The following is a 23,392-nucleotide window of genomic DNA, read 5'->3' as shown; positions in this document are numbered from 1 at the left end:
GCTCCCGATGCGACTACTCGCTGGTCTCAGTCGCCTGAGCCCTGGCCACACGTCGGGTGTCGTCGAGGTTCTCACGCACGATCCGCCGCAGGGCCGCCGGCGCCTGGGCGTGGGACTCCAACCAGCCCTCCAGAGCGGCAGCCGGGTCCACCCCGTCCAGGCCTACCGTGGCGCAGGACCACAGGCCAGTCAGCAGGTTCTCCGCCATGTGGAAGGTGCGAGAGGACCACACGGAGTCGATGGCCTCCACATACTCCCCCACGAAGGGAACCAGCAACTCGGGCCGGCGTTCGACATTGGTCAGGCCTCGCAGCACCCGAACCTGGGTCTCATTGGGCATGGAGGCGTCATCGATGAGCGCTCGCCAGGTTGCCTGCTTCGCCTCTGGCGTCGGGATGGCGGCACGGGCCTCGGCGGCGCGCTCCCGTCCCGTGGTTGTGCGGTCCCGCGCTTCCTCGGCACGGATCTGCTCCTCCCCGCTGCGGCCGGCGGCCACCAATCCGATCAGCAGGTCCCAACGCAGGTCCTGGTCGATGTCGAGTCCGCTAAGAGTCTTGGTCCCCTCCAGAAGGCCTGCGACGACGTCGAGCTGCTCACCGGTCACTGCGTGGGCGGCCAGGGCGCGTACGAGCTGAAGCTGCTTGTCGCTTCCGGTCTGGGCCGCCCGGGCCAGTTCCAGTAGGCGGTCAGCGATGCCAGGCGCGAGTTCTCGGCGCACGGCAGGGGGCAGGAAGGCCGACAAGCAGGTGGTGATCCGTCCTAGGAGACCTTGGATGACCGAGGAGTGCTCCTCGACGTCCAGCGCCTGCAGTGCCGCCTTCAGGAAATGGGAGGCGGCGAGCTCGCCGTCGCGCACCATGTCCCAGGCCGAGGCCAGGACGATCGAGCGCGGCAGGGACTCGGCGAAGACCTCGATATGCGTGAGCCCGTGGGATAGGGACGCCTCGTCGAGGCGGACCTTGGCGTAGGTGAGGTCGTCATCGTTGAGGACGAGGACATCCGCCCGCTTGGTGCCGACCAGCTCGGGGACTCGTGTCAGCTCGCCGTCGACATCGAGCTCGATGCGGTTGGTGCGCTCCAGCCGCGCCTCGGCGCCCGGGCCGGTCGAGCCGTAGGAGCCGATCGCCACCCGGTGCGGGCGCAGCGATGCTGGCGAGTCGGCCGGGATCTCCTGACGGACGGCCGCCTGGGTGATGACGCCGTCGGCGTCGGTGACGACTTCCAGGCGCAGGGTCGTCACCCCGGCCTCCTGGAGCCACAGACGGGTCCAGGAGCTCAAGTCACGGCCTGAGACCGCCTCCAGCTCCCGGAGCAGGTCACCCAGCTCGGCGTTGGAGTAGGCATGTGCCGCCAGGTATCGCTGGATGCCGGCGAAGAAGTTCTCCCTGCCCACATAGCCCACGAGGGCGGCCAGGACGGAGGCCCCCTTGGCGTAGGTGATGCCGTCGAAGTTGACCTCGACATCGTGGAGGTCGTTGATCTCGGCGGCCACCGGGTGAGTGGAGCTGAGCTGGTCCTGGTTGTAGGCCCAGCCCTTCTCCAGGGCCTGGAAGGTCGTCCAGGCCTGGTCCCACCGGGTGATCTCAGCGGTAGCCAGGGTGGAGGTGTACTCGGCGAAGGACTCGTTGAGCCACAGGTCGTTCCACCAGGTCATGGTGACCATGTCGCCGAACCACATGTGGGCCAGCTCGTGCAGGATGGTCACGGCCCTTCGCTCGACGCGGGCCTCGACGGGCCGAGAGCGGAAGATGTAGTCGTCACGGTGGGTGACGCAGCCTGCGTTCTCCATAGCCCCGGCGTTGAACTCGGGCACGAAGATCTGGTCGTACTTGGTGAAGGCGTAGGGCGTTGCGAACAGGTTCTCGTAGTAGGCGAAGCCCCTCTTGGTCAGGTCCAGGATCTCTGCTGAGTCCATGTGCTCGACCAGGCTCTTGCGGCAGTAGACACCCAGGGGAACAGTACGCCCGTCACTCGCCACATACTCATCGATGGCTCCCACGTAGGGACCCGCGACGATCGCCGTGACGTAGGAGCTCATCGGCTTCGTGGGGGCGAATGCGAAGGTGTGGGCGTCACTCGAGCCGTCGGAGGCCTCAGCGGGAGTCGGCTCGGGCGTGGGGGAGTTGGACAGCACCGTCCAGCTCGACGGAGCGGTGACGGTGAAGGCGAAGGAGGCCTTGAGGTCCGGCTGCTCGAAGACGGCGAACACCCGCCGGGAGTCGGGTACCTCGAACTGGCTGTAAAGGTAGGTCTCGCCGTCGGCCGGGTCAGTGAAACGGTGCAGTCCCTCTCCGGTGTGCATGTAGGCGCAGTCAGCAACGACGACCAGCTCGTTGTCGGCGGCCAGCTCCGTCAGGGTGATGCGCGAGTCCGCATAGACCTCAGCCGGGTCGAGGGCGTGCCCGTTGAGGGAGATGGAGTGGACAGTGGAAGCGATCAGGTCGATGAACGTGGAGGACCCCGGTGTGGCGGAGAACCGCACGGTGGTGGATGAGCCGAAGACTGTCTCACCACGCGTGAGATCGAGGACGACGTCATAGGTCTGGGTGCGCACTGTCGTACTGCGCTCTGCGGCCTCGAGACGAGTCAGGTTCTGACCGGGCATAAGAACTCCTGTCTGAAAGGGCGGTGCTTGCGGCTCATGGGGTCAGGCGATTGTCTCACCTCCGGCTCGTCCTGGAAGGATCGCTTGTAGCGCATGATGTCGCCGGGGAGACGACACATATGTGTCGTCTCCCCGGCGACTGGGACGGTCCCGGTGTATCGGGATACTTTATGAGTTGTGAAGAGTGGGGGCTCAGTTCTTGCTGCGGCGACGTAGGAGCAGGACGCCTCCTCCGACGACTACGAACAGCGCCGCGATGCCGCCGAAGATCAGGCTGTTCGCTCCGGTATGTGCCAGCGCCTTGCCGTTGTCGGCAGCCTTCGGGCGAGAAGAGGACTCTTTCCCTCCCGGGCTTCCGTCACGTCCCTGGCTGTCGGCCCTCTGACCTGTCTCAGCTTTCTTACCCGGATCATCGTTGTTACTACCCGCGTTGCTGTTCGCAGTGCTCCCGTGGCCGGCGGTGGGGTGCTCGGGACTCTCGGTGGGGCCCAGACCACCGGAGGCCTGGTGTCCGCGGTCGGCATGGTCACCACCACCCGGGTTATCACTGGTTTTGCTGGGCTCGGTGGTCCGCGGCTCGCCGGTGGAGGAGTTCCCCGTCTCGCTGCCGGCGTCGGCCTTGCTCCCGGCGTTGCCGTCGTCCTGGGTGGCGGTGGCGCTGGGCTCGGTGGTCCGCGGCTCGCCGGTGGAGGAGTTCCCCGTCTCGCTGCCGGCGTCGGCCTTGCTCCCGGCGTTGCCGTCGTCATTGATAGTGAAGACACGGTTCGAGACGGTGGTCAGGGTCTGACTTGCGGCCGTCTCGTCGTGATGGGAGCCGGTGAGAACCAGCAGGTACTCTCCGTCGGCCGCATCGGCTGGGGCGGGTAGCGCGCCCAGGAGACTGCCGCTGGTATCGACCGTCAGCTCGCCGAGGGCGTACTGGATATCTGCATCGTTCTTGTTCTTGAGGACGACGCTGACTTTCTCGCCGGCGTAGAACCCCTGCGCGTTGAAGGAGAAGGTCTGAGAACCTCCCTCCGACGCGGCAGAGACCTCGTAGGAGCCGGTGATGCGGGTGTCGTCGAAGAAGATCGGTGCCTGCTGCCGGTTCGTCACCGGAGTCGTGTCGGTCTGGTCGCCGTAAGTCGTACAGCTCGCACCGATAGTCCACCCGTCGGTGCCGGGTGCGATGCTCGAGCCGATGGACTTGATGAGTGACGCTATGTCCACGTCGGTCGACCAGGTGCCATCCGAGGCCGCCTCGGTCTTGACGACGTCGGAAACGCCGCCGTCCGGTGCATAGAGCGCGATGTCGACGGTGGCCTGCCGTCCCGTGCAGTCGGTCCCGGAGACGGTGAAGGATGTGTTGGTGCTGGCGGAGGCGAACGTCCTCTTCTGAATGATCCTGAAGCCGCTGCCTGAGTCGGCCGCGTCGGAGCTGGTGGGGCTTGCGGTGCTTTCGCCGGGGCTGCTGCTGGCGCTGCTCTCACTGGTGGCGCTGCTCTCACTGGAGCTGCTCGGGCTGTCGGTGCTGCTTCCATTGGAGTCGCTGGCGAGAGCCGGTGAGGCAATGAGAGAGGCTCCGGCCATTGCCGCCACTGCGCTTGCTGCGGCCAGGGGGCGTCCAAGACGCATGTGTCCTCCTAGGTCTACGGGGAAGGATGGCTGCCGATGATCCGCTTCTTCACCGGTTCGTATCTACCGTAGCGAGGAAAAAGTGGAGGATGCTTGACTGAAGCGTGATGCCGAGCACTTCTCTGAGTGTCATCACTCACGTGAGAAACCTGTATTTTAGTGGGGTGAGGTCAAAAATATTGCGATTTCGCATCATTCTTCTGGTAGTAATGCGGCATGCTCAGGAGCCCGTGGGGTGACAGCTCTTGGGGGTGTATCCGTGGCGGGCCAGCAGATCGCGTGACTCCTGGCTGGGGGAGACGATGATGGAGTCGTCCCGAGGCCCTGTCGGAAGGTCGACGAGCGTGGTGGAGCCGGTCTTCTCGGACTTCGAGGCACTGCGTCCCAGCGCTGCCAGGTCGCTGAGACCGGTGTCTGAGTCAAGGGTGATGTTTCCGGCGATGGTGTGCGCCAGTCGGTGGAGCTCCAGAGGGTTGCTGGAGCGTTGACTGATGGCGGACAGAGCCGCCCGCATCACCGTGGCGGTGGATTCGCTGCGTCGCCGTGCGCCGTCGGCCTCGCTCATCGACACCCAGGTCCCATTGTTCAGGATCTCCGGATGGCGGGAGCGGACCAGGGCGAGGGCGTCGATTCCTGTGAGCCTGTGAGGGCCGGCGGAGGTGATGTTCAAGCCGGTGTAGGCGTCCCGCACCGGTTCGGGGACATCCACGTCGATACCTCCCAGCGAGTCGATGATGTCGGCGAACTGGGCCATGTCGATGGTGATGAGATGGGTGGTCGGAACCCCGAGCCCGGTGCACAGGGCGTTGACTGTGTTCTGCGGTCCGGGGACGTAGGTGGTGGCCAGGCGGTCCAGCTCCATGCCTCTGCTGTTGATGGTGAGGTCTCTGGGCAGGTTGATGATCGTGACTCCGGAGTCGGAGGGGCGTACCAGGGCGATCACATCGGCCCGTGACCCCTCCACCTCCTGAGCGGTTCCGTATCGGCTCTGCTCACCCGGTACGGTGGTGCGGGAGTCTGTTCCCAGGATGAGCCAGGTCTCGCCTGCTGCCGCGGAGGACGTGGAGGGCATTGCGATGTCGACACGCGCGGGGCGGTGGGCCAGGACGGCTGCATCGGCCCCTACTGCGAGGCAGGCGGTCATCGTCACGGTGATCAGTGCAACGACGATCTTTCGACGTCGTGACCACTGCCTCAGGGATTGGCGGCGGTGAGTCCACCGGGGGCGGGGCGGGGTGCCTTCGGCGGCGCCTTCCGCGTTCTCGGCTGCGGAAATGCTGGTGCGCTCGTTATCGGAGGTGAAGTCCATGGCCTCAGTAACCGACTCCGGGGGACGTCCTGGAGCCACGTGCGGTCTTTGCCTGCTGTGTAGTGCCTGCGATTCCATAGAATCGCAAGGGGAGGCGGCACCTCAGTAGTGCCGCCTCCCCTTGGGGAGAAGGTGACTCAGTCACCCTGGGAAGTGCCGTCAGGCCTTGCGGCGACGCGCGATCAGGACGCCACCGCCGATGGCCACGAGGGCGACTGCGATTCCGCCGAAGAGCAACCCGTTGGCACCGGTGTGGGCAAGTGGCTTGTTGGAGGTTGGGGCGGCTGCCTGGGTGGCTCCAGTTTTGACCGAGACGGTTGCGTCGCCTCCACCGCTGGGGGCGGCTGCCCGTGGAGTGGCATCGGTGGTGTCGTCAGAATTGCCGCCGAGGCCGTTGTCACTGGTGCCGTCGTTGTTGTGCTCGGCGAAGTCGAAGGCGCCGTCCTTGACAGTGATGACCTTCCGGCTCGTGGCGGACTCGCCGTAACGGTTGCCCTCAAGGGTCAGTAGGTACTGGCCGTCGGGCACGCCGGACGGAGCGGGCAGGGAGCCGTGCACCTTGCCCTCGGCGTCGGCGGTCAGCTTGCCAACCGGGTAGGTGACGGAGGGGTCATCCTTGCCGATCAGGGTGATGGTGACCTCCTCGTTGGCGGAGAAGCCGGTGGCGTTGATCGTGAAGGTCTGGGCGCCGTTCTCATCGGTGCTGATCTCGTAGCCGCCGGTCACGTCGGTGTTGTCGAAGGCGATGACCGTCTGGACCTGTCCGTGCTCCTCGCCGTAGGAGACACAACCGGCGCTAATGGTCCAGCCGTCGGTCGAGCCGTCAGACTTGGCCTCAATGCCTGTCGACTTGATGAGTTCGGGCAGGTTCAACGTCGCGGACCAACTGCCGTCGTCTGTGGTGTCCGCCTTCACGATGGAGGACATGGTGCCGTCGGGGGCGTAGAGAGCAATACCGACGGCGGCGTCTTGGCCGGTGCAGCCGGTTCCGGAGACCTCGAAGGCGGTGTCCGAAGGGTTGACGATGTTGGGCTGGTCGTCAGCGAACTTGAAAGCGTCGTCGGCCAGGGCGGGGGAGGTGGCCAGGGAGGCGCCGACTGCGGCGGCCATAACGCTCGCGGCGGCCAGGGGGCGTCCAAGACGCATGAGTACTCCTAGGTGTACGGGGATACGTGCCAACCGGTGAATCGGGCGTCACCGCGTCGTTATCCACCATAGCGTTGAACAGGAGTAGGTTCCATTGCTTTTCGTGACGGAGATGTCACCATGCTGTGATTTCGTCGTGATTCCCCTCACTGGAAAAAAAGGACTATTTCTTTGAGCTTCACCAGATGGACACGCGTTTGTCGGGCGCCAACCACAGGGCGTCATCGGACGTGACATCGAAGGCCTTGTAGAAGGCGTCCACATTGCGAACGATTCCGTTACACCGGAACTCCGCCGGCGAGTGCGGGTCGACGGTCAGGAGGAGTTCGGCGTAGTCCGGGCGGCTCTTGGAGCGCCAGATTCTTGCCCAGGAGTAGAAGAAGCGCTGCAGGCCGGTGAGTCCGTCGATGACCGGTGCTTCATCCACCGAGGAGATGCCGGCGTCGGCCAGGGCCAAGGAATAGGCCTTGAGGGCGATGCCCAGACCACCCAGGTCGCCGATGTTCTCCCCGATGGTCAGAGCGCCGTTGACGTGCGGGATCTCCGCCTCCGCCGTGCCCGCGGCCCCGTGCTTGGCGATGACGACCTCCGGCGTGTAGGCGTCGTACTGGCTGATGAGCGCGCTCGTGCGCTCGGAGAAGGCCTCTCGGTCCTCCTGGGTCCACCAGTCGCTGACCTTCCCGGTGCCGTCGAAGGTGGAGCCCTGGTCATCGAAGCCGTGGCCGATCTCGTGGCCGATGACGGCGCCGATCCCTGCGTAGTTCACGGCGTCGTCGGCCTGCGGGTCGAAGAAGGGCGGCTGAAGGATCGCAGCGGGAAAGACGATCTCGTTCATGGCGGGGTTGTAGTAGGCGTTGACCGTCTGCGGGGTCATGTGCCATTCGTCGCGGTCCACCGGCTTGGTCAACTTGCTCAGCGAGTAGGCCGTATCGGCCTGCTCCACGCTGCGCACCGAGGCCAGGACATCCCCCGGGACTACCTCGACGGCGGAGTAGTCGCGCCAGCGCACCGGGTAGCCGATCTTGGGGGTGAACAGCGCCAGCTTCTCCAGGGCGCGTTCCCGTGTGGCCGGACTCATCCACTCCAGTGAGGAGATGGACTGGCGGTAGGCCTCGATGAGTCGGCCCACCAGGGCCTCCATCATCGACTTGTGCGACGGCGGGAAGTGCCGCTCCACGTAGATCTCGCCCAGCGCCTCACCCAGGCAGGACTCCACCAGGCCGACACCGCGCTTCCATCGGGGTCGCAGTTCGTCAGTCCCCTGGAGCGTGCGGCCGTAGAAGTTGAAGTTCTCCTCCACGAAGGCGCGTGACAGCAGGGTGGCGCGTCCGTGAACGACGTGCCAGGCCGCCCATGCCTTGAGGTCCTCCAGGTCGGTCTCCTGCCATACTCCGGCCGCGTGGGGGAGGTAGTCGGGCTGGGTGACGATGGCCTCGTCGAGGAAGGAGGTCTGCTCGATACCGGCGGTTCGGGCGGCCGCGCGAATCCCCTCGCGCCACTCGTGCCAGGGCAGGTCGGGCGCCGAGTCCACGATCTCCTGCCAGGACATCGGGTTATTCATCTTCTCCACGTCACGGCAGGCGACGCGGTCCCAGTGGCCCTTGGCCAGAGCGGTCTCCACGGCCATGATCCGCTCGGCGAGGTCCTCATCGGAGGAGCCGAAGGACTCCGCCAGGCCCGCCAGCGCCAGCATTCTGGCCATGTGCGCCACGTAGGCCTGGCGCAGTGGGGCCTGAGCCGCCTCGCGGTAGTAGGACTCGTCCGGCAGCCCCAGCCCTGACTGGCCGATCCAGCTCGTGTAGCGCTCCGGATCGTTGATGTCGACCTCGACATCCGCACCGACCACGCCCATGAAACCGATGGGCATCATCGCTCCCAGCGCTCGGGCCAGCTCCTCCTTGGAGGAGGCATCCAGCACCGGCGCCAGCTCCTCAGCCAGAGGCTCGGCCCCGAGCTCCTCCAGGTGGGCCTCGTCCATGAAGGCCTCGTAGAGGGCGCCGACTCGGCCCCGGTTGGTGGCCAGGGCCTCCGAGGTTCCCTCGGGCGCGACGGAGGAGAAGTCCTCGGCAAGCTCCTCGACGATCCGGCGGCAGGCGGCCTCGGCCTCGTCGCGCAGCACGGTGAAGGCACCGCTGCTGGGGCGATCCGCCGGGATCTCCGCGGTGGCGAGCCACCCGCCGTTGACGAAGCGGAACAGGTCATCCTGGGGCCGGATCGAGGAATCGCTTGTGGCCGTCTCCAGGACGCCGGCGAGAACCGGGTGTGTGGTCTCAGTAGCGGTGTCCAGCCATGCGGGGGGGCGTGATGGTGAGTCGGAGGAAGGGTCGGTGGGAATCGGCGAGGCGTCAGTCATGACGAACACGCTAACTCGGCTCGGCCCCGTCGGTGTCCTGACAACGCTCATGCTCTCCTGGTGCGGAGCGCTGTTCGCGTGAGGCACAATCCTGTCCATGCGTATCCATATCGCCTCCGACCACGCCGGCTTCGAGCTCAAGGGCGCTGTGATCGAGCATCTGCGGGAGGAGGGGCACGACGTCATCGACCATGGAGCCCACTCCTACGACCCGGATGACGACTACCCTGCCTTCTGTCTGGCCTGTGGGGAGGCCGTGGTGGCCGACGCCGGAAGCCTCGGCATCGTTCTCGGGGGGAGTGGCAACGGGGAGCAGATCGCCGCCAACAAGGTTGACGGGGTACGCGCGGCTCTGGCCTGGTCGATCGAGACCGCCCGGCTGGCTCGCCAGCACAACAACGCCAACGTCGTCGCCCTGGGTGGGCGCATGCACGACCTGGGAGCGGGACTGGCGATCATTGACGCCTTCCTCAGCGAGCCCTTCAGCGGAGACGAGCGTCATGTGCGCCGCATTACCCAGCTCACCGACTACGAAATGCGTACCCACGACGGCGCCGCTCCCGCCGGAGGCCCCTCCGGCGCCCCCACCATCACCCCTACCGGGGTCTGACCGGGGTCGCCGTATGCCGGAGGGCCACACCATCCACCGGCTCGCCGCTGCCCTGGGCGAGCTCTACGGTGGACAGAACCTGCACGTCTCCTCCCCGCAGGGGCGTTTCGCCGAGGGGGCCGGGCGTTTGGACGGCCAGGCGCTTCTGGGCAGCCAGGCCCACGGCAAGCACCTCTTTCTTCCCTTCGGTTCCCACGCCGACATGTCACACGACGACCCCAGTGTCACCTGGCTGCGGATTCACCTGGGTCTCTACGGTTCGTGGACCTTCGACGGCGACCGCGAGTTCATCGCGCCCCACGCCATCGGCGCGCCCCGCAGACGCGTGGGTGAACGTGGCGAGCACGCCCTCAAGGGAGGAGGGGGCTCAGCCCTGACCGGGCTGAACGGCGGTGCTGCTGGTGCCGACGACGCTCAGCGGAACGATGGGGGCGCCGATGTCCTTCGTCAGCATGGCCCGGCTCCCGACGAGTGGAAGCCGCCCGAGCCGCGTGGTGCGGTGCGACTGCGATTGCTCGGCGAGCACGGGGTGGCCGACCTGACCGGGCCGGCGGCCTGCGAGCTGCTGGACGCCGAGGGCGTGGCCGCCGTACGCCGCCGCCTCGGCCCGGATCCGCTGCGTGCCGACGCCGACCCGGAGGTCTTCGTGGCCAAGGCCCGCTCGCGGCGCAAGAGCATCGGGGAGCTCCTCATGGACCAGTCCGTCATCTCCGGGGCCGGCAACATCTACCGGGCCGAGACCCTCTTCCGGGTCGGGGTCTCGCCCTTCCGAGCGGGTAACCGCATCAGCGAGGAGCGGCTGCGGGCCGTCTGGGAGGACCTGCGCCCCCTCATGGAGTACGGGGTGGCCACCGGCTTCATCACCACCGTCGACCTCGACGACGTCCCCGACCCCCTGCCGCCCGACGACCCCGAGGCCGGCCGGTGGTACGTCTACCACCGCACCGGCCGTCCCTGCCTGCGCTGCGGGACCCCGGTGGCGGAGCGGGAGGTGGCGGCCCGTCGCCTCTTCTGGTGCCCGACCTGCCAGGCCCGCTGAATCCTGCTGGAGTCCCGCCGAGCGCCAGTAAGGTGGCGGCATGTCGAACGCCTCTCCCGCCCTGCACTCCTCGAGCTGGTCCTCCTCGACTGCCGGCCTGCTGACCCGGGACCACTGTCTGACCGTTCCCCTGGACCGCAGTGGGCAGGAGGACCCGGCCCCGGACGGGACGGACTCCATCACCGTCTACGCCCGTGAGATCTCAGCCGCGGTCGTCGACCCGCTCTCCCGGCCTCCACTGGTCTTCCTCCAGGGCGGGCCGGGCTGCGAGGCGCCCCGGCCCAGTGCCGATGCCGGCCTGGGCTGGATCGGTGCGATCCTGGAGCACTATCGGCTCATCCTCATCGACCAGCGTGGCACCGGCGCCTCCAGCCCGGTGGACCGCCCGGACGTTGCCGGCTCGAGCGCGGCCACCGCCCGGCTGCTCACCCACCTGCGCGCCGACGAGATCGTCGAGGACTGTGAGGACCTGCGTCGGGCCCTGGGCCTGGAGCGCTGGAGCCTGCTGGGCCAGTCCTTCGGAGGATTCTGCGTCACTCGTTACCTCTCGGAGCACGCCCAGAGCCTCGAGACTGTCTACATCACCGGTGGCCTTCCCGCCGTCGGGCACAGCATCGACGAGGTCTACACCCTCAGTTACGAAACGATGCGGGCCAAGAGCGAGGAGTACTACGCCCGCTACCCGCAGGACCGCGACCGGATGGCGCGCCTGGCTGAGAAGGCCGGTCGGGGCGAGTTGAGGACGGCAGGCGGGGACCTCGTCGGACCTGAGCGCCTGCGCTCGCTCGGCGCCCTGCTGGGTGGAGCCGGGGGAGCGGACACGATCCACTACCTCCTCGAGCGCGACCCCGACTCCTGGGCATTCCGTTACGACCTGGGGCAGTGCCTGCCCTTCGGCGGCAGGTTCCCGCTCTACGCCGTCATCCACGAGTCCTGCTGGGCCGACACCGGCACCACTGACTGGGCCGCCCAACGCGTGCGTCCCGCCGTCTTCGACGACGATCCCACCCTGCTGACGGGCGAGCATGTGCGCCGTGAGGTCTTCGTCGAGGATGCTGGTCTGCGCCCCTGGCTGGAGGTGGCTGACCTCCTGGCCGCGCACGAGTGGCCGGCACTCTACGACCCGGCTCGCCTCAGCTCCACGACGACCCCCGGGGCGGCGGCCGTCTATGCCTGTGACGTGTTCGTGCCGATGACCACCTCCCTGGAGACGGCCGCGCTCATCCCCGGCCTGCGCACCTGGATCACCAGCGAGTATGAGCACGACGGCTCGCGCGCCTCCGGCGGCCGGGTCTTCAACCGCCTGCGTGACCTGGCCACCGGAGTGATCGCCCGCTGATCGGGTGCATGGGTGCGCTCAACGGGCGATCCAGGGGCATGCCGGAGTACTCGAGGGACGGCGTGAGGCGGTCGCCGGGTCGCTGAGAGGTAGCTCAGATGTAGATGGTCGGGTCCATCATGAGCTCGGGGTCAGTGCGAGGGTCTCGGGCCCGGCTGGGCACGCCCACCGCGACGTGCCCCGTCGGCAGGTTCTTCACCAGGACCGCGTTGGCTCCGACCTTGGCCCCGTCCTCGACGACGACCGGCCCCAGGACCTTGGCGCCGGCGCCGATCTGGACATCGTTGCCGATCGTGGGGTGACGCTTGCCGGGGTTCATGGACACCCCGCCCAGGGTTACCCCGTGGAACATGAGGACGTCATTGCCGACCTCGGCGGTCTCGCCGATGACTACGCCCATGCCGTGGTCGATGAAGAAGCGCTCACCGATCTTGGCGGCCGGGTGGATCTCGATGCCGGTGAGGTTGCGGGCGGCCTGGGACAAGGCTCGCGCGGCGAACCGGTGCCCCTTGTGCCACAGCTTGTGGGCTGCCCGGTGGGCCCACAGTGCGTGGACACCCGGGTAGAGGAGTGCCACCTCCACGTTGGAGCGTGCGGCGGGATCGCGTCTGCGGGCCGTGGCCAGGTCCTCGCGGGCCAGGTCCAGCAGGGACCTGTGGGAGTTGTGCATGGTGTGCTCCTCTGACGGGGTGACGGTGCGGCCCAGATCGGTCTACTGAGCCGTCACCTCACCCGCTGCGCCGGTGACAACACCGACGGCGGCTCGCCTGTTCCCAGGTTCGCCGCCGTCGGGGCCGTCAGTCGAGGTAGTCCTTGTACAGAGGCGTGGACAGGTAACGCTCACCGGTGTCTGGCAGGACGGTGACGATCGTCTTGCCCTCGAACTCAGGACGCCTGGCCAGCTCACCGGCGGCGGCCAAGGCGGCGCCTGAGGAGATGCCCACGAGGAGGCCCTCCTCCGCGGCGGCGCGGCGTGCGTAGGTGATGGCGACGTCGGACTCGATGTGGAGCAGTTCGTCCCAGATTCCCTGGTCGAGGATCTCGGGAACCACGTTGGGCCCCAGGCCTTGGATCTTGTGGGGAGCGGCCTGCCCCTCGCTCAGCAGCGGGGACTCGGAGGGCTCGACGCCGTAGATCTTCACTCCCGGCTTCTCCTGACGCAGCACCTGGCCCACACCGGTCAGTGTGCCTCCGGTACCGATTCCAGCCACGAAGACGTCGATGTCGCCTCCTGTCTGCTCCAGGATCTCCCGGGCCGTGGTCTCGCGGTGGACCTTGGGGTTGGCGGGATTCGTGAACTGGGAGGCCAGGATCGAGTTGGGGATGGCCCCCTGGATCTCCTCGGCGCGCTTGACCGCACCGGCCACACCGCCCTCGGTAGTCAGCACCAGCTCGGCGCCGAAGGCGCGCATGATGGCCCGTCGCTCCTTGGACATGGTCTCAGGCATGGTGATGATGACCTTGTAGCCCAGGGCCGCTCCCACCATGGCCAGGCCGACGCCGGTGTTCCCGGAGGTCGCCTCCACGATGGTGCCACCGGGCTTGAGAGCGCCGGACTCCTCCGCGGCGCGAACGATGGACAGGGCGATGCGGTCCTTGACGGAAGATGCAGGCTCGAAGGCCTCGACCTTGGCCAGGACGGTGGCGGGGGCGCCATCGGTGACGCGGTTGATACGGACCAGGGGGGTGTTGCCGACCAGAGCGGTTGCGTCGGGTGCGTAGGTCATAGTGATGTCCTTTGGGGTTGCGGGTTGATCGAGCTCCTCGGCTCCGGTTCCGGCCTGGCAACGGCGAGGGCGGCGTTGAGCGCGAGAACTCTGGATAACAGAGAAGGGGGACGGTCCGCGTCCGTCAAGAGTGGCCACGTTGCGTCATGTGGCTGAGAACAGCAGGGGTGACCGCCTGCTCCGGGAGCGCCGGGCATGCGCGCAGCGGTACGCGCACAGATGTCGTGGCCTGGCGCTCTACCGACACCGGCAGCAGCAACGCACAGGCATACAGAACGCCGGGAGCAACGCAGGAGGCGTGGCACGCATGACGGTCATGGCCATCACGGGTCCTCCTGTCCTGAAGGCGACTGGCTGCGCCGTTTGGTCTCTCAACTGTGTCTGAGCTGCTCGTGCAGCTCCCCCGAGGTTCTGGTGCCTCGGTCATTGCCAGAACCTTACCCCGTCTACGGCGGTGATCGCCACACTCGGTCATACGCCTGAGTCGCATCCTGATCGCGCGCAGTCATGCTGTGCTTGTGGCTCAGGAGTCTCAGTCCGTGACCGCCGGCAGCTCGACCAGACGGCTCCCCGCGGGATCGGCGGTCCCCTCGCCCCGGGTCAGGGCGGCCAGTGGTGCTTGCAGGGCTGAGGGGTCGGCGCAGGACGTGGCCAGCACCAGGACGGCGTGGGTCGGCCCCCAGATCGTCTCCTCGACGTGGATGACCGGCTCGTCCTTGGAGGTGCCATCGGCCTCGGTCGGTCCTGCCGACACGGTTCGATCTCGGGAGCGCAGTTCCGCCTCGATCCTGCCGGCCTGGGCGACCGGCACTCGTAGGTCCCACAGATGGAGCCTGGTCAGCAGGGCGCGCGATGCCTGTTCCAACGCCTGGGCCGTGGCCTCCGAGTATGCCCGCACCAGTCCGCCGGTTCCCAGAAGCGTCCCGCCGAAGTAACGGGTGACGACGACAGTCGTGTTGGTCAGACCTGTTCCACGCAGCACGTCGAGCATGGGCTGTCCCGCCGTACCGGAGGGCTCGCCGTCGTCATTGGAGCGCTCAGTGGGCTGGTAGGAGGCCGACAGGGCATCGGGCTGAGAGAGGTCGGTGATTGTTGTCGCCGAGCAGTGGTGGCGGGCATCGGGGTAGGAGGAGCGTACGCGGGCGATGAACTCACGGGCCTCTTCCATGGAGTCGGTACGGCAGGCGCGCGCCAGGAAGTGCGACCTCTTGATCTCCAGGTCGGTCTCGGGCTGCTCGCCACGAGTCAGCGTGAGAAGTCCCGGGACACCCGGTCCCTGAGATGACTGGTCGGACGGTGTCTGAGAAGCGCGCGAGGCCATGGGAAGATCCTCGCATGTGGAGGCGCGGGACCGATGTCACACGCAATGGGGCGGTCCTGGACTGGAAGCAGTCGCGCGAATGTCGTTATGGTGTCCCTCGGTCCAGTTTCGAGGGGTCACCTGAATCCCTAGTGGTTTATGAGAGAGGAGCGGGCCCATGGCAGTGCCGAAGCGGAAGATGTCCCGCAGCAACACCCGCAACCGCCGCTCACAGTGGAAGGCGAAGCTCACCGAGCTCAACACCATCCGCGTCCAGGGCCGCGAGATCTCCGTGCCCCGTCGTCTGGCGCGGGCCTACAAGGAGGGCCTCATCGAGCAGTGAGGCTGCCGGTGGAGGGCGATAACCCTTCATCCATGCGGGTGTAGCTCAATGGTAGAGCCTCTGCCTTCCAAGCAGATTGCGCGGGTTCGATTCCCGTCACCCGCTCTGTGAGCCGAAAGGGGCCGCCTCCTCGGCGGCCCCTTTCATCACGTCACGGGCTGTGGCGCAGTTTGGTAGCGCACCTGCTTTGGGAGCAGGGGGTCGCGGGTTCAAATCCCGCCAGCCCGACTCTTCGTCCTGTGGGGCAATGATGCGCTGTGGACTCGTGCCGACGTCGGACGGGTGAGCCGCGACCGTAGCGTGACCCCGCGTGGCTCTACGCTGGGTGCATGCCCTCGTACCGATCTATTCTCACGGTGACCGTGCTCAAGCCGGGACATGCGTCGGAGGACGTCGAGTCCGCCGCCCGTGAGGCCGTGAGGCGGATGACCGTTCTGGAGTCGTTCCAGATCGGTATCGTGCGCGGCCGGCCCCGAGTGACAGTCCGTTTCACGAGTGTCGACGATGCCGAGGCCCGCGAGGTGCACGCGATCGTCGTCGATGAGGTCAGGAAGGTCGCCCAGGTCGAGCAGGCATGGCCGGCCTGCGTCCGCGCAGGCAGGAGCGTGCCGCTGGAGCTGGGCTCGTGACTGGCCGCGACTGAGCATGACGGCTCTCGACCCTGTGTCCAGAGTCATGCGTCAGGAGAGGATGCATCATCGATCCGACTGCCCGTTTGCCCTAAGATGGCACGGATTGACGCCACAGACGCGCGTCCGCCGAACACTACCGAACGCTTCGGTGTTACCGCAGAACTCAGACCTTGGGAGCAACCCCCGTGAAGACCACTGTCGAGAATCTTGACCCCAGTCGTATCAAGCTGACCGTCGAGGTCCCCTATGAGGAGCTCAAGCCCAGCCTTGATGCTGCCTACAAGGAGATCGGCTCCCAGATTCAGGTTCCCGGCTTCCGTCGTGGTCACGTACCCAACCGCGTCATTGACCAACGGGTCGGCCGCGGCGCCGTCATCCAGGAGGCTGTCAACAACAAGCTCTCCGACTTCTACCGGGACGCCATCACCGAGGCCGAGCGGGTCCCCATGCTCCAGCCCGAGGTCGACGTCGTCGAGCTGCCCAACGCCACCGGTGAGAACGGTGGCCAGCTTGCCTTCACTGCCGAGGTCACCGTTCGCCCCGTCATCGAGCTGCCCGACCTGAGCAAGACCGAGCTGACCGTGGACGCCGTCGAGGTCACCGACGAGGACGTCGACACCGAGCTGGACAACCTGCGCGCCCGTTTCGGTTCCCTGAAGTCCGTGGGGCGCAAGGCCAAGACCGGTGACTTCGTCACCATTGACCTCAAGGCCGTCATCGACGGCGAGGAGGTCGACTCCATCTCCGGTGTCTCCTACGAGATCGGCAAGGGCAACATGCTCAAGGGCTTGGACACCGCGCTGCGTGGCCTCAAGACCGACGAGTCCGCGACCTTCACCACTGAGCTGGCCGGCGGTGAGCACGCAGGTGAGAAGGCTGAGGTCACCGTGACCGCCACGGCCGTCAAGCAGCGCGAGCTGCCCAAGGTCGATGACGAGTTCGCCCAGCTCGCCTCCGAGTTCGACACCGTCGAGGAGCTGCGCGAGGACCTCATCAAGCAGGTCACCGAGCGTAAGACCGGGGAACAGGCCGTCGCCGCCCGTGACGCCCTGCTCGAGCAGCTGCGCAGCGAGGTCTCCTTCGACGTCCCTGAGGCCGTTGTCGAGGCTGAGATCGCCCAGCACCTCCAGGCCGAGGGCAAAGAGAGCGACGAGGAGCACGCCAAGGAGATCCGGGACGACATCGTCACCGGCGTGCGTGACCAGATCATCCTCGACGTCCTGGCCGAGGACCTCAAGGTCGGCGTGGCTCAGGACGAGCTCCTCGAGTTCCTCTTCCAGACCGCTCAGCAGTACGGTATGGAGCCCGCCCAGTTCCTTCAGGGAGCCCAACAGGCCGGCCAGATCCCAGCCTTCGTCTCCGAGGTCGCCCGTAACAAGTCGCTGGCCATGGCCCTGCGTCAGGCCAAGGTCGTGGACTCCAAGGGCGAGGCCGTCGACCTGTCGGCCTACATCGGCTCCGACGAGGACGATGCCGCAGCGGCTGCAGAGGCTGCTGCCGTCGCAGCCGCCGAGGCTTCCGACGAGGAGAGCACCGACTCTGCCGAGAGTGACGATGAGTGAGCTGACAGTCGGCTGCGCAGCGAGTTGACACTGTCCCGGAGTACAGGGGAACCATCGGCGGGCCCGCCTTCTTACGAGAAGGGGCCCGCCGATCTGTGTGCCGCCCAGATGCTGTTACCGGGCAGCTGCGGAATCGAACTCAGCTCGCGGTCACCAGCTCTTTGCGCCTGGGACGAATGACGCCGAAGTTACGCTCCGGAATTGCCATCTTGAAGTAGTAGGCCACCCCGATGGGAACCACGATGAGGCTCACGAAGAGGCAGTAGAAAGGCTGGAAGATGAGCCACTTGTTCCCATGGTCCCAGTGAAGCCAGACGATAGCTGCGTAGTAGATGAACAGCGCAAGCAGGAGCGTCCAACCAGGAGAAGCGACCGCAATCCACCTGAGGATGAACATACTGATGACCACAATTCCGCTGTACAACCACAAGAAGGGGTGATGGAAGCCGAATCTGAAGTTGATGATGAAGAGTCGGAAGGAACCTCCACTCCATGCAATCCGTTGGCGCCACCAGGAGTACAACGTATCCGGAGCGTTGGTGTTGACATGGGCAAGAACGTGGACGGCCTTGTAGCCCAAGGCGTCGCCGATAATGCCGGACTCAATATCGTTGCCTTGGAAGAACAACGAGTGGCGGGCCATGATCTGGCGCATGACATCGGTCTTACCGATATGAAGAGCGCCACTGAGCAGCCATGGCATAATTCTACGGGCGCGCATGGAGACCACGTACTCGTGGCGCTGCATCTGGACGATAAAGGGGCCCCTTTTCTGAGGGACAATGGTAACCGAGGCGAAGTCGGCCTTGTTGGCCACGAGCGCTCCGACGATGTGGGTCAGTGGCTCCTTTGCCGTCGTGTCGGCGTCGAGGCAGACAATATAGGAGTTGAGCGGGGCGGCCAGTAATGCGTCTCGAACAACTGTGTCCCGAGTAATGCCGGAGGTGCTTCGTTTGCGTCCCACCTTGCGAGGAATGTACTCGCTGCGGAAGATCACGAATCCGTAGCAAATGGCGATATCTTCAAGATCTCGATAGAATTGCTCGGATTCGCCGGAGGTCGTGCATAGGACCACTCGGTTTCCGTAGGGGCGCAGATAGTCCGCGTTCTGAAGGTACTTGACGTTGCCGTAGATCGGCACGAGCACGCTGAAGTCGTCTGTGACAGCGCTCGGGTCCACTTCCACTGCCTTATACCACTTCGACGTGATGCCGGCCCATATATCGATCCCGATCCAGAACAGGATTCCCACCAGAAGAGTAATAATGATCATGTGGTGGTCCTCTCTGGTGCGTGGAATTGTGCGGGCTCGCTGAACACTAGTAACCCCTTACTGGGTGGTGTCGGCAGGCTGAGGGTGTATCGGTTGAGAGGAGTGGAAAGTGTTGAAGGATAAAATGAATGTGAGGGACTGGTGGCGTTGAGTGGCGAGGCGCAATAGGACCTCGGCCATACATAATCTAACCCTTGGTTGGTTTAATTAACCAGGAGAGTCACGTGAGATGTCTTACCGTGCCGGTATTGTCCTTCATCCTGGGTGGGGCATGTCACTACATGGGGTGCTCTGGTCACGAGTCACTGCTCTGATGCTGGAGAACGCTGCACTGAGAGCCTTGGCCTGGCGGACATCGTCAGGGCTCGCACGAGGACGAGGGGTGGGGATGGTGGAACATTCGGCGCTCCGCTATCCCCACCCCTCGCGATGAGGGCCGACTCATCGATGGGTGGTCTTGTTCATGGGTGAGGCCTTACTCCGTGGCGGCCTTGTTCATGGGTGAGGCCTTACTCCGTGGCGGCCTTGTCGACGTCGACCATCACCAGCTGCATGCGGCACGGTGTCACGGCCGTCAGAGCGTGACGGTCACCGGGTGCCAGGTAGATGACGTCCCCGACCTCCATCCTCTCGGTGCGCTCGCCGATGGAGAAGTCCATCTCACCCTCCAGGAGCGTGACGATCACTGCCCGGGGGGAGGAGTGCTCGGTGAGGACCTGACCGGCGTCGAAAGTGAAGATGACGGTGCGCAGGATGTCGTTGTTGACGACGACCCGTGAGGTCGTGGCCTCCTCGGAGATGGGGAGTGCGGCGTTGAGGCCGAGCCGGAACAGGGACTCAGTGGACGGGGTGCTGGCAGCGGGGGACATGTGTTCTCCTTCGGTGCTGGGTGATTCTGGGTGATGAGGACTGTGAAGGTTGTAAGGGCTGAGCCGACCATGCCATGAGGTGATGGCGTCCCGAGCGCCGGCGTCGGCGCGGTCGTCGTGACGAACAAGGTGCAGACAAAGGCGTGGGCAACAGCCGTCTTTCGGGTCCCGCGCACGTTCGTTGGACCTGTGTGCCGAGTCCTGGCAGGGTGCTCAGGAGCATCGCCATCGCTGTGGCCCTGACGGGCGGCCCGTGACGACCGTCAGAGCAGACAGTACCTGCGACGCGACCGAGGGGTGTGATCCGCCGGGGTGCTGACCGTCGGGGAGGACGCCGTGATCGCGGGGGATGCTCAACGTGGATCCTCTCTCGGCCGGTGCACCTGCGCCGTGGGCGAAAAGGGTGCGATGGCGGGCATGCTGGCCGGGGGCGTCGCGTTAGCGTTGGCGATACCGAACATGAGAGGACTGACGTGAGCGAGCTCTACACACCCGCTGCGGTCGCCCCGCCCCAGGCAGCCGACACCGACGGTGCAGGTCTGGGGCTGACCGACTCCATTTACAACCGCCTCCTCAAGGAACGTATCATCTGGCTCGGTTCCGAGGTGCGCGATGACAACGCCAACGCCATCTGCGCGCAGATGCTGCTTCTGGCTGCCGAGGATCCTGAGCGGGACATCTACCTCTACATCAACAGCCCCGGCGGTTCGGTCACCGCAGGCATGGCCATCTACGACACCATGCAGTACGTCCAGCCCGATGTCGCCACCGTGGCCACCGGGCTCGCGGCCTCCATGGGGCAGCACCTGCTGTCGGCGGGCGCCAAGGGCAAACGCTACCTCACCCCGCACGCCCGTGTGCTCATGCACCAGCCCTCCGGCGGTGCCGGCGGCTCAGCCACGGACATCCGCATCAACGCCGATCTCATCATCAAGATGAAGCAGGAGCTGGCGGAGATTACAGCGGCCAACACCGGGCACACAGTGGAGGAGATCATTGCCGACTCCGACCGCGACCACTGGTTCTCGGCTCAAGAGGCCCTTGAGTACGGCTTCGTCGACCACATCGTGCGCTCCAGCCGGGAGATCGGCAAGCAGAACGGAGGCAACTGACATGTCCTCGTCCCAGCCCTACTTCGAGGCCGTTGCCCGTCAGGTCGGCGCCATGCCGCAGGCCCGCTACGTGCTGCCCCAGTTCGAGGAGCGCACCGCCTACGGCTTCAAGCGCCAGGACCCCTACGCCAAGCTCTTCGAGGACCGCATCGTCTTCATGGGGGTCCAGGTCGACGACGCCTCGGCCGACGACATCATGGCCCAGCTCCTGGTCCTGGAGTCCCAGGACCCCGACGGCCTCATCACCATGTACATCAACAGTCCCGGCGGCTCCTTCACGGCGCTGACGGCCATCTACGACACCATGCAGTACATCAAGCCACAGGTGCAGACCGTCTGTCTGGGGCAGGCCGCCTCCGCTGCCGCCGTGCTGCTGGCGGCAGGTAGCCCGGGCAAGCGCCTGGCCCTGCCCAATGCGCGGGTCCTCATTCATCAGCCTGCAATGGAGGGCATGCAGGGGCAGGCCAGTGACATCGAGATCGTTGCCGATGAGATCGATCGCATGCGCGCCTGGCTCGAGGACACGCTGGCCGCGCACACCGGTCGGGACCGCGCCGGGATCCACGCCGACCTTGAGCGCGACAAGATTCTGACGGCCGCGGCCGCCAAGGACTATGGGATCGTGGATCAGGTGCTCACCTCCCGTAAGGCGCCTGCTTCTCCGCACTCCTCCTGAGTTGTGCGCACGGTCGGCGCTCCAGCCGGTTTCCGGCGAGGGCGCTGACCGTGCGGACGGTGAAAAGGAGTAGCCAAAACGCTGGCAGCATGATGTGCGACATGGCATATTGCGGACTGGACACGCCGCCCATGTCCTCGGCGAGCCCGCCCTGCCAGCCCGTAGGCTGGCGCGAGGCCCGCCCTGGCACGGGGACTGATGACGAATCTGGAGGAAACGGTGGCACGTAACGCTGAGAGTGTGGATCTGCTCAAGTGCTCCTTCTGCGGCAAGAGCCAGAAGCAGGTCAAGAAACTCATCGCCGGGCCCGGTGTCTACATCTGCGACGAGTGCATTGAGTTGTGCAACGAGATCGTCGACGAGGAGCTGGGCGAGTCCAATGCCGGCGTCCCTCTTGAGCTGCCCAAACCTCGGGAGATCTTCGACTTCCTCAACCAGTACGTCATCGGCCAGGAGGCCGCTAAACGAGCCATGAGCGTAGCGGTTTACAACCACTACAAGCGTGTCCAGGTCAAGGAGCGCTCCGTGGCCGAGGGCGACGGTCTGGAACTGGGCAAGTCCAATATCCTCCTGCTGGGGCCCACCGGAACCGGTAAGACCCACCTGGCCCGGACCCTGGCCCGACTCCTCGACGTCCCTTTCGCCATCGTCGACGCCACGGCCCTGACTGAGGCCGGTTACGTGGGCGAGGACGTGGAGAACATCCTCCTCAAGCTCATTCAGGCCGCAGACGGCGACGTCAAGCGCGCCGAGAAGGGCATCATCTACATCGACGAGATCGACAAGATCGGTCGTAAGGCGGAGAACCCCTCCATCACCCGCGACGTCTCGGGCGAGGGTGTGCAGCAGGCGCTGCTCAAGATCATCGAGGGCACCACGGCCTCCGTACCTCCGGGCGGTGGACGTAAGCACCCCCACCAGGAATTCCTGGAGATCGACACCACCAACATCCTCTTCATCGCCGCCGGAGCCTTCGCCGGGATCGAGGAGATCGTGCGCCATCGGCGGCGCAAGGAGTCCGGAGCCCAGATGGTGGGCTTCGGCGCGCAGCTTGCCGGTCCGGGCTCCAAGGACGTCTTCACCACACCGGTGCGTCCCGAGGATCTTCACAAGTTCGGTCTCATCCCGGAGTTCATCGGTCGTCTGCCCGTCATCGCCACCGTTCAGGACCTGGGGGTGAGCGAGCTCGTGCGTGTCATGACCGAGCCCAAGAACGCCCTGGTATCCCAGTACCAGTACCTCTTCAGCCTCGACGGTGTCGAGCTCGAGCTGACCGATGCCGCCATTGAGGCGGTGGCTTCCCTCGCCCTTGAGCGTAAGACCGGCGCCCGCGGACTGACCTCCATCGTGGAGGAGGTTCTGGGACAGGCTATGTTCGAGGTTCCCTCTCTTCCCGAGGTCGGGCGCGTCGTCGTTGACGCCGATGCTGTCAGAGGTACTGGAAGACCCCGCTACCAGGCAGGATCGGGAACACTCAGCTCGACCACCAAAGTGGGGGAGCGGAGCCGGACCGCATGAGCGCGGGCCGGACCGGAGTTCCTCCGCAGCTGGCCGTCTATCGCGCCACCATTGACAACCTTGACGCCGCCCTCGTCCATCTTCTGGCCGAGCGTTTCCGCTGCACCCAGCAGGTGGGCCTCCTCAAGGCCGAGTTGGATCTGCCGCCGGCCGATCCCGGGCGCGAGCGTGAGCAGGTGGCGCGCCTGCGGGCTCTGGCGGAGGAGTCCGGCCTCGATCCGGTCTTCGCCGAGAAGTTCTTCGCCTTCATCGTCGCCGAGGTCATCCAGCACCACGAGGAGATCCGCGGTGGACATGAGACCGAACGCGTCCGGAAAGCGGGATTGCCGACGCCGGCGAATGCAACCGTCTAGCCCGTTGCTCGG

Annotated in this window: 20 protein-coding genes and 2 tRNA genes; 12 read left to right on the top strand and 10 right to left on the bottom strand. The window is 65.9% G+C overall.

The genetic code is table 11. The features are described from left to right. Positions 1–13 precede the first annotated feature (13 nt). The 5 genes from pepN to RWR81_RS01615 form a co-directional block, all read right to left on the bottom strand. Positions 14–2,605 (bottom strand): aminopeptidase N, encoded by a 2,592-nt coding sequence (gene pepN / locus RWR81_RS01635; protein WP_314453443.1) that lies wholly within the window; start codon positions 2,603–2,605, stop codon positions 14–16. A gap of 192 nt (positions 2,606–2,797) precedes the next feature. After that, positions 2,798–4,219, bottom strand: a complete 1,422-nt coding sequence (locus RWR81_RS01630; RefSeq protein WP_314453440.1) for an LPXTG cell wall anchor domain-containing protein — start codon at positions 4,217–4,219, stop codon at positions 2,798–2,800. Between the two features lie 220 nt (positions 4,220–4,439). Next, positions 4,440–5,363 carry an LCP family protein gene (locus RWR81_RS01625; RefSeq protein ID WP_399497812.1) on the bottom strand — a complete coding sequence of 308 codons (924 nt, stop codon included), beginning with the start codon at positions 5,361–5,363 and terminating at the stop codon, positions 4,440–4,442. Positions 5,364–5,687: 324 nt separating this feature from the next. Then, a complete protein-coding gene (locus tag RWR81_RS01620) occupies positions 5,688–6,674 on the bottom strand; it encodes a peptidase (RefSeq protein ID WP_314453434.1) in 987 nt (328 codons plus the stop codon). 178 nt (positions 6,675–6,852) lie between these two features. Next, positions 6,853–9,027: a M13-type metalloendopeptidase gene (locus RWR81_RS01615; protein WP_314453430.1), complete on the bottom strand. Its 2,175-nt coding sequence runs from the start codon at positions 9,025–9,027 to the stop codon at positions 6,853–6,855. A gap of 97 nt (positions 9,028–9,124) precedes the next feature. Here RWR81_RS01615 and RWR81_RS01610 point away from each other — a divergent pair, with 97 nt between their 5' ends. Genes RWR81_RS01610 through RWR81_RS01600 form a run of 3 tightly spaced genes read left to right on the top strand, consistent with a single transcriptional unit; the run spans position 9,125 to position 12,015 of the window. Further along, complete coding sequence (locus tag RWR81_RS01610; protein ID WP_314453428.1) at positions 9,125–9,637, top strand: ribose-5-phosphate isomerase; 513 nt, start codon at positions 9,125–9,127, stop codon at positions 9,635–9,637. Between the two features lie 13 nt (positions 9,638–9,650). Continuing rightward, positions 9,651–10,676, top strand: coding sequence for a zinc finger domain-containing protein (locus RWR81_RS01605; RefSeq protein WP_314453425.1), 1,026 nt, complete (start codon positions 9,651–9,653; stop codon positions 10,674–10,676). Between the two features lie 40 nt (positions 10,677–10,716). Beyond that, positions 10,717–12,015 carry an alpha/beta fold hydrolase gene (locus tag RWR81_RS01600; RefSeq protein WP_314453422.1) on the top strand — a complete coding sequence of 433 codons (1,299 nt, stop codon included), beginning with the start codon at positions 10,717–10,719 and terminating at the stop codon, positions 12,013–12,015. Between the two features lie 94 nt (positions 12,016–12,109). Here RWR81_RS01600 and cysE read toward each other — a convergent pair whose 3' ends face one another. From cysE to RWR81_RS01585, 3 genes are all read right to left on the bottom strand, one after another. Then, the gene (gene cysE, locus RWR81_RS01595) at positions 12,110–12,685 is read right to left on the bottom strand and encodes a serine O-acetyltransferase (protein WP_314453419.1); all 576 of its coding nucleotides are present in this window, start codon (positions 12,683–12,685) and stop codon (positions 12,110–12,112) included. Between the two features lie 127 nt (positions 12,686–12,812). Beyond that, positions 12,813–13,742 carry a cysteine synthase A gene (gene cysK / locus RWR81_RS01590; RefSeq protein ID WP_314453416.1) on the bottom strand — a complete coding sequence of 310 codons (930 nt, stop codon included), beginning with the start codon at positions 13,740–13,742 and terminating at the stop codon, positions 12,813–12,815. 532 nt (positions 13,743–14,274) lie between these two features. After that, a complete protein-coding gene (locus RWR81_RS01585) occupies positions 14,275–15,063 on the bottom strand; it encodes a YigZ family protein (RefSeq protein ID WP_314453413.1) in 789 nt (262 codons plus the stop codon). 157 nt (positions 15,064–15,220) lie between these two features. On the opposite strand from RWR81_RS01585, the gene rpmF reads away from it, so the two are divergent. The 5 genes from rpmF (at position 15,221) to tig (ending at position 17,579) form a co-directional block, all read left to right on the top strand. After that, on the top strand, positions 15,221–15,385 hold the full coding sequence (gene rpmF / locus RWR81_RS01580; protein WP_003784449.1) for a 50S ribosomal protein L32: 165 nt from the start codon (positions 15,221–15,223) through the stop codon (positions 15,383–15,385). 34 nt (positions 15,386–15,419) lie between these two features. After that, a tRNA-Gly gene (locus RWR81_RS01575) sits at positions 15,420–15,490 on the top strand. Positions 15,491–15,539: 49 nt separating this feature from the next. Beyond that, positions 15,540–15,613, top strand: a tRNA-Pro gene (locus RWR81_RS01570). Positions 15,614–15,714: 101 nt separating this feature from the next. Beyond that, the gene (locus RWR81_RS01565) at positions 15,715–16,014 is read left to right on the top strand and encodes an FMN-dependent dehydrogenase (RefSeq protein ID WP_314453410.1); all 300 of its coding nucleotides are present in this window, start codon (positions 15,715–15,717) and stop codon (positions 16,012–16,014) included. 188 nt (positions 16,015–16,202) lie between these two features. Next, complete coding sequence (gene tig / locus RWR81_RS01560) at positions 16,203–17,579, top strand: trigger factor (protein WP_314453408.1); 1,377 nt, start codon at positions 16,203–16,205, stop codon at positions 17,577–17,579. A 139-nt stretch (positions 17,580–17,718) separates the two neighbouring features. Here the strand turns inward: tig and RWR81_RS01555 are convergent, their stop codons facing one another. Next, positions 17,719–18,852 carry a glycosyltransferase family 2 protein gene (locus RWR81_RS01555; RefSeq protein WP_314453405.1) on the bottom strand — a complete coding sequence of 378 codons (1,134 nt, stop codon included), beginning with the start codon at positions 18,850–18,852 and terminating at the stop codon, positions 17,719–17,721. A gap of 509 nt (positions 18,853–19,361) precedes the next feature. Beyond that, the gene (locus RWR81_RS01550; RefSeq protein ID WP_314453402.1) at positions 19,362–19,721 is read right to left on the bottom strand and encodes a cupin domain-containing protein; all 360 of its coding nucleotides are present in this window, start codon (positions 19,719–19,721) and stop codon (positions 19,362–19,364) included. Positions 19,722–20,194: 473 nt separating this feature from the next. On the opposite strand from RWR81_RS01550, the gene RWR81_RS01545 reads away from it, so the two are divergent. The 4 genes from RWR81_RS01545 to RWR81_RS01530 all read left to right on the top strand — a co-directional run bounded on the left by RWR81_RS01545 (position 20,195) and on the right by RWR81_RS01530 (position 23,380). Then, positions 20,195–20,833, top strand: coding sequence for an ATP-dependent Clp protease proteolytic subunit (locus RWR81_RS01545; protein WP_314453400.1), 639 nt, complete (start codon positions 20,195–20,197; stop codon positions 20,831–20,833). 1 nt (position 20,834) lies between these two features. After that, the gene (locus tag RWR81_RS01540; protein ID WP_314453397.1) at positions 20,835–21,509 is read left to right on the top strand and encodes an ATP-dependent Clp protease proteolytic subunit; all 675 of its coding nucleotides are present in this window, start codon (positions 20,835–20,837) and stop codon (positions 21,507–21,509) included. Positions 21,510–21,728: 219 nt separating this feature from the next. Then, positions 21,729–23,027 (top strand): ATP-dependent Clp protease ATP-binding subunit ClpX, encoded by a 1,299-nt coding sequence (clpX, locus tag RWR81_RS01535; protein WP_314453394.1) that lies wholly within the window; start codon positions 21,729–21,731, stop codon positions 23,025–23,027. Further along, positions 23,024–23,380, top strand: a complete 357-nt coding sequence (locus RWR81_RS01530) for a chorismate mutase (protein WP_314453391.1) — start codon at positions 23,024–23,026, stop codon at positions 23,378–23,380. Before clpX ends, RWR81_RS01530 begins: the two co-directional genes overlap by 4 nt. Positions 23,381–23,392 lie beyond the last annotated feature (12 nt).

It is taken from the genome of uncultured Actinomyces sp. (assembly GCF_963526355.1).
GTDB lineage: Bacteria > Actinomycetota > Actinomycetes > Actinomycetales > Actinomycetaceae > Actinomyces.
Note: the sequence above shows the minus strand (reverse complement) of the source record. Positions and strands in the feature narration are given on the sequence as shown.

What these genes read in the sequence shown, in the direction of transcription:
- pepN (WP_314453443.1), bottom strand. Translation starts at nt 2,605, where the DNA reads ATGCCCGGTCAGAACCTGACTCGTCTCGAGGCCGCAGAGCGCAGTACG.
- RWR81_RS01630 (WP_314453440.1), bottom strand. Translation starts at nt 4,219, where the DNA reads ATGCGTCTTGGACGCCCCCTGGCCGCAGCAAGCGCAGTGGCGGCAATG.
- RWR81_RS01625 (WP_399497812.1), bottom strand. Translation starts at nt 5,363, where the DNA reads ATGACCGCCTGCCTCGCAGTAGGGGCCGATGCAGCCGTCCTGGCCCAC.
- RWR81_RS01620 (WP_314453434.1), bottom strand. Translation starts at nt 6,674, where the DNA reads ATGCGTCTTGGACGCCCCCTGGCCGCCGCGAGCGTTATGGCCGCCGCA.
- RWR81_RS01615 (WP_314453430.1), bottom strand. Translation starts at nt 9,027, where the DNA reads ATGACTGACGCCTCGCCGATTCCCACCGACCCTTCCTCCGACTCACCA.
- RWR81_RS01610 (WP_314453428.1), top strand. Translation starts at nt 9,125, where the DNA reads ATGCGTATCCATATCGCCTCCGACCACGCCGGCTTCGAGCTCAAGGGC.
- RWR81_RS01605 (WP_314453425.1), top strand. Translation starts at nt 9,651, where the DNA reads ATGCCGGAGGGCCACACCATCCACCGGCTCGCCGCTGCCCTGGGCGAG.
- RWR81_RS01600 (WP_314453422.1), top strand. Translation starts at nt 10,717, where the DNA reads ATGTCGAACGCCTCTCCCGCCCTGCACTCCTCGAGCTGGTCCTCCTCG.
- cysE (WP_314453419.1), bottom strand. Translation starts at nt 12,685, where the DNA reads ATGCACAACTCCCACAGGTCCCTGCTGGACCTGGCCCGCGAGGACCTG.
- cysK (WP_314453416.1), bottom strand. Translation starts at nt 13,742, where the DNA reads ATGACCTACGCACCCGACGCAACCGCTCTGGTCGGCAACACCCCCCTG.
- RWR81_RS01585 (WP_314453413.1), bottom strand. Translation starts at nt 15,063, where the DNA reads ATGGCCTCGCGCGCTTCTCAGACACCGTCCGACCAGTCATCTCAGGGA.
- rpmF (WP_003784449.1), top strand. Translation starts at nt 15,221, where the DNA reads ATGGCAGTGCCGAAGCGGAAGATGTCCCGCAGCAACACCCGCAACCGC.
- RWR81_RS01565 (WP_314453410.1), top strand. Translation starts at nt 15,715, where the DNA reads ATGCCCTCGTACCGATCTATTCTCACGGTGACCGTGCTCAAGCCGGGA.
- RWR81_RS01555 (WP_314453405.1), bottom strand. Translation starts at nt 18,852, where the DNA reads ATGATCATTATTACTCTTCTGGTGGGAATCCTGTTCTGGATCGGGATC.
- RWR81_RS01550 (WP_314453402.1), bottom strand. Translation starts at nt 19,721, where the DNA reads ATGTCCCCCGCTGCCAGCACCCCGTCCACTGAGTCCCTGTTCCGGCTC.
- RWR81_RS01540 (WP_314453397.1), top strand. Translation starts at nt 20,835, where the DNA reads ATGTCCTCGTCCCAGCCCTACTTCGAGGCCGTTGCCCGTCAGGTCGGC.
- RWR81_RS01530 (WP_314453391.1), top strand. Translation starts at nt 23,024, where the DNA reads ATGAGCGCGGGCCGGACCGGAGTTCCTCCGCAGCTGGCCGTCTATCGC.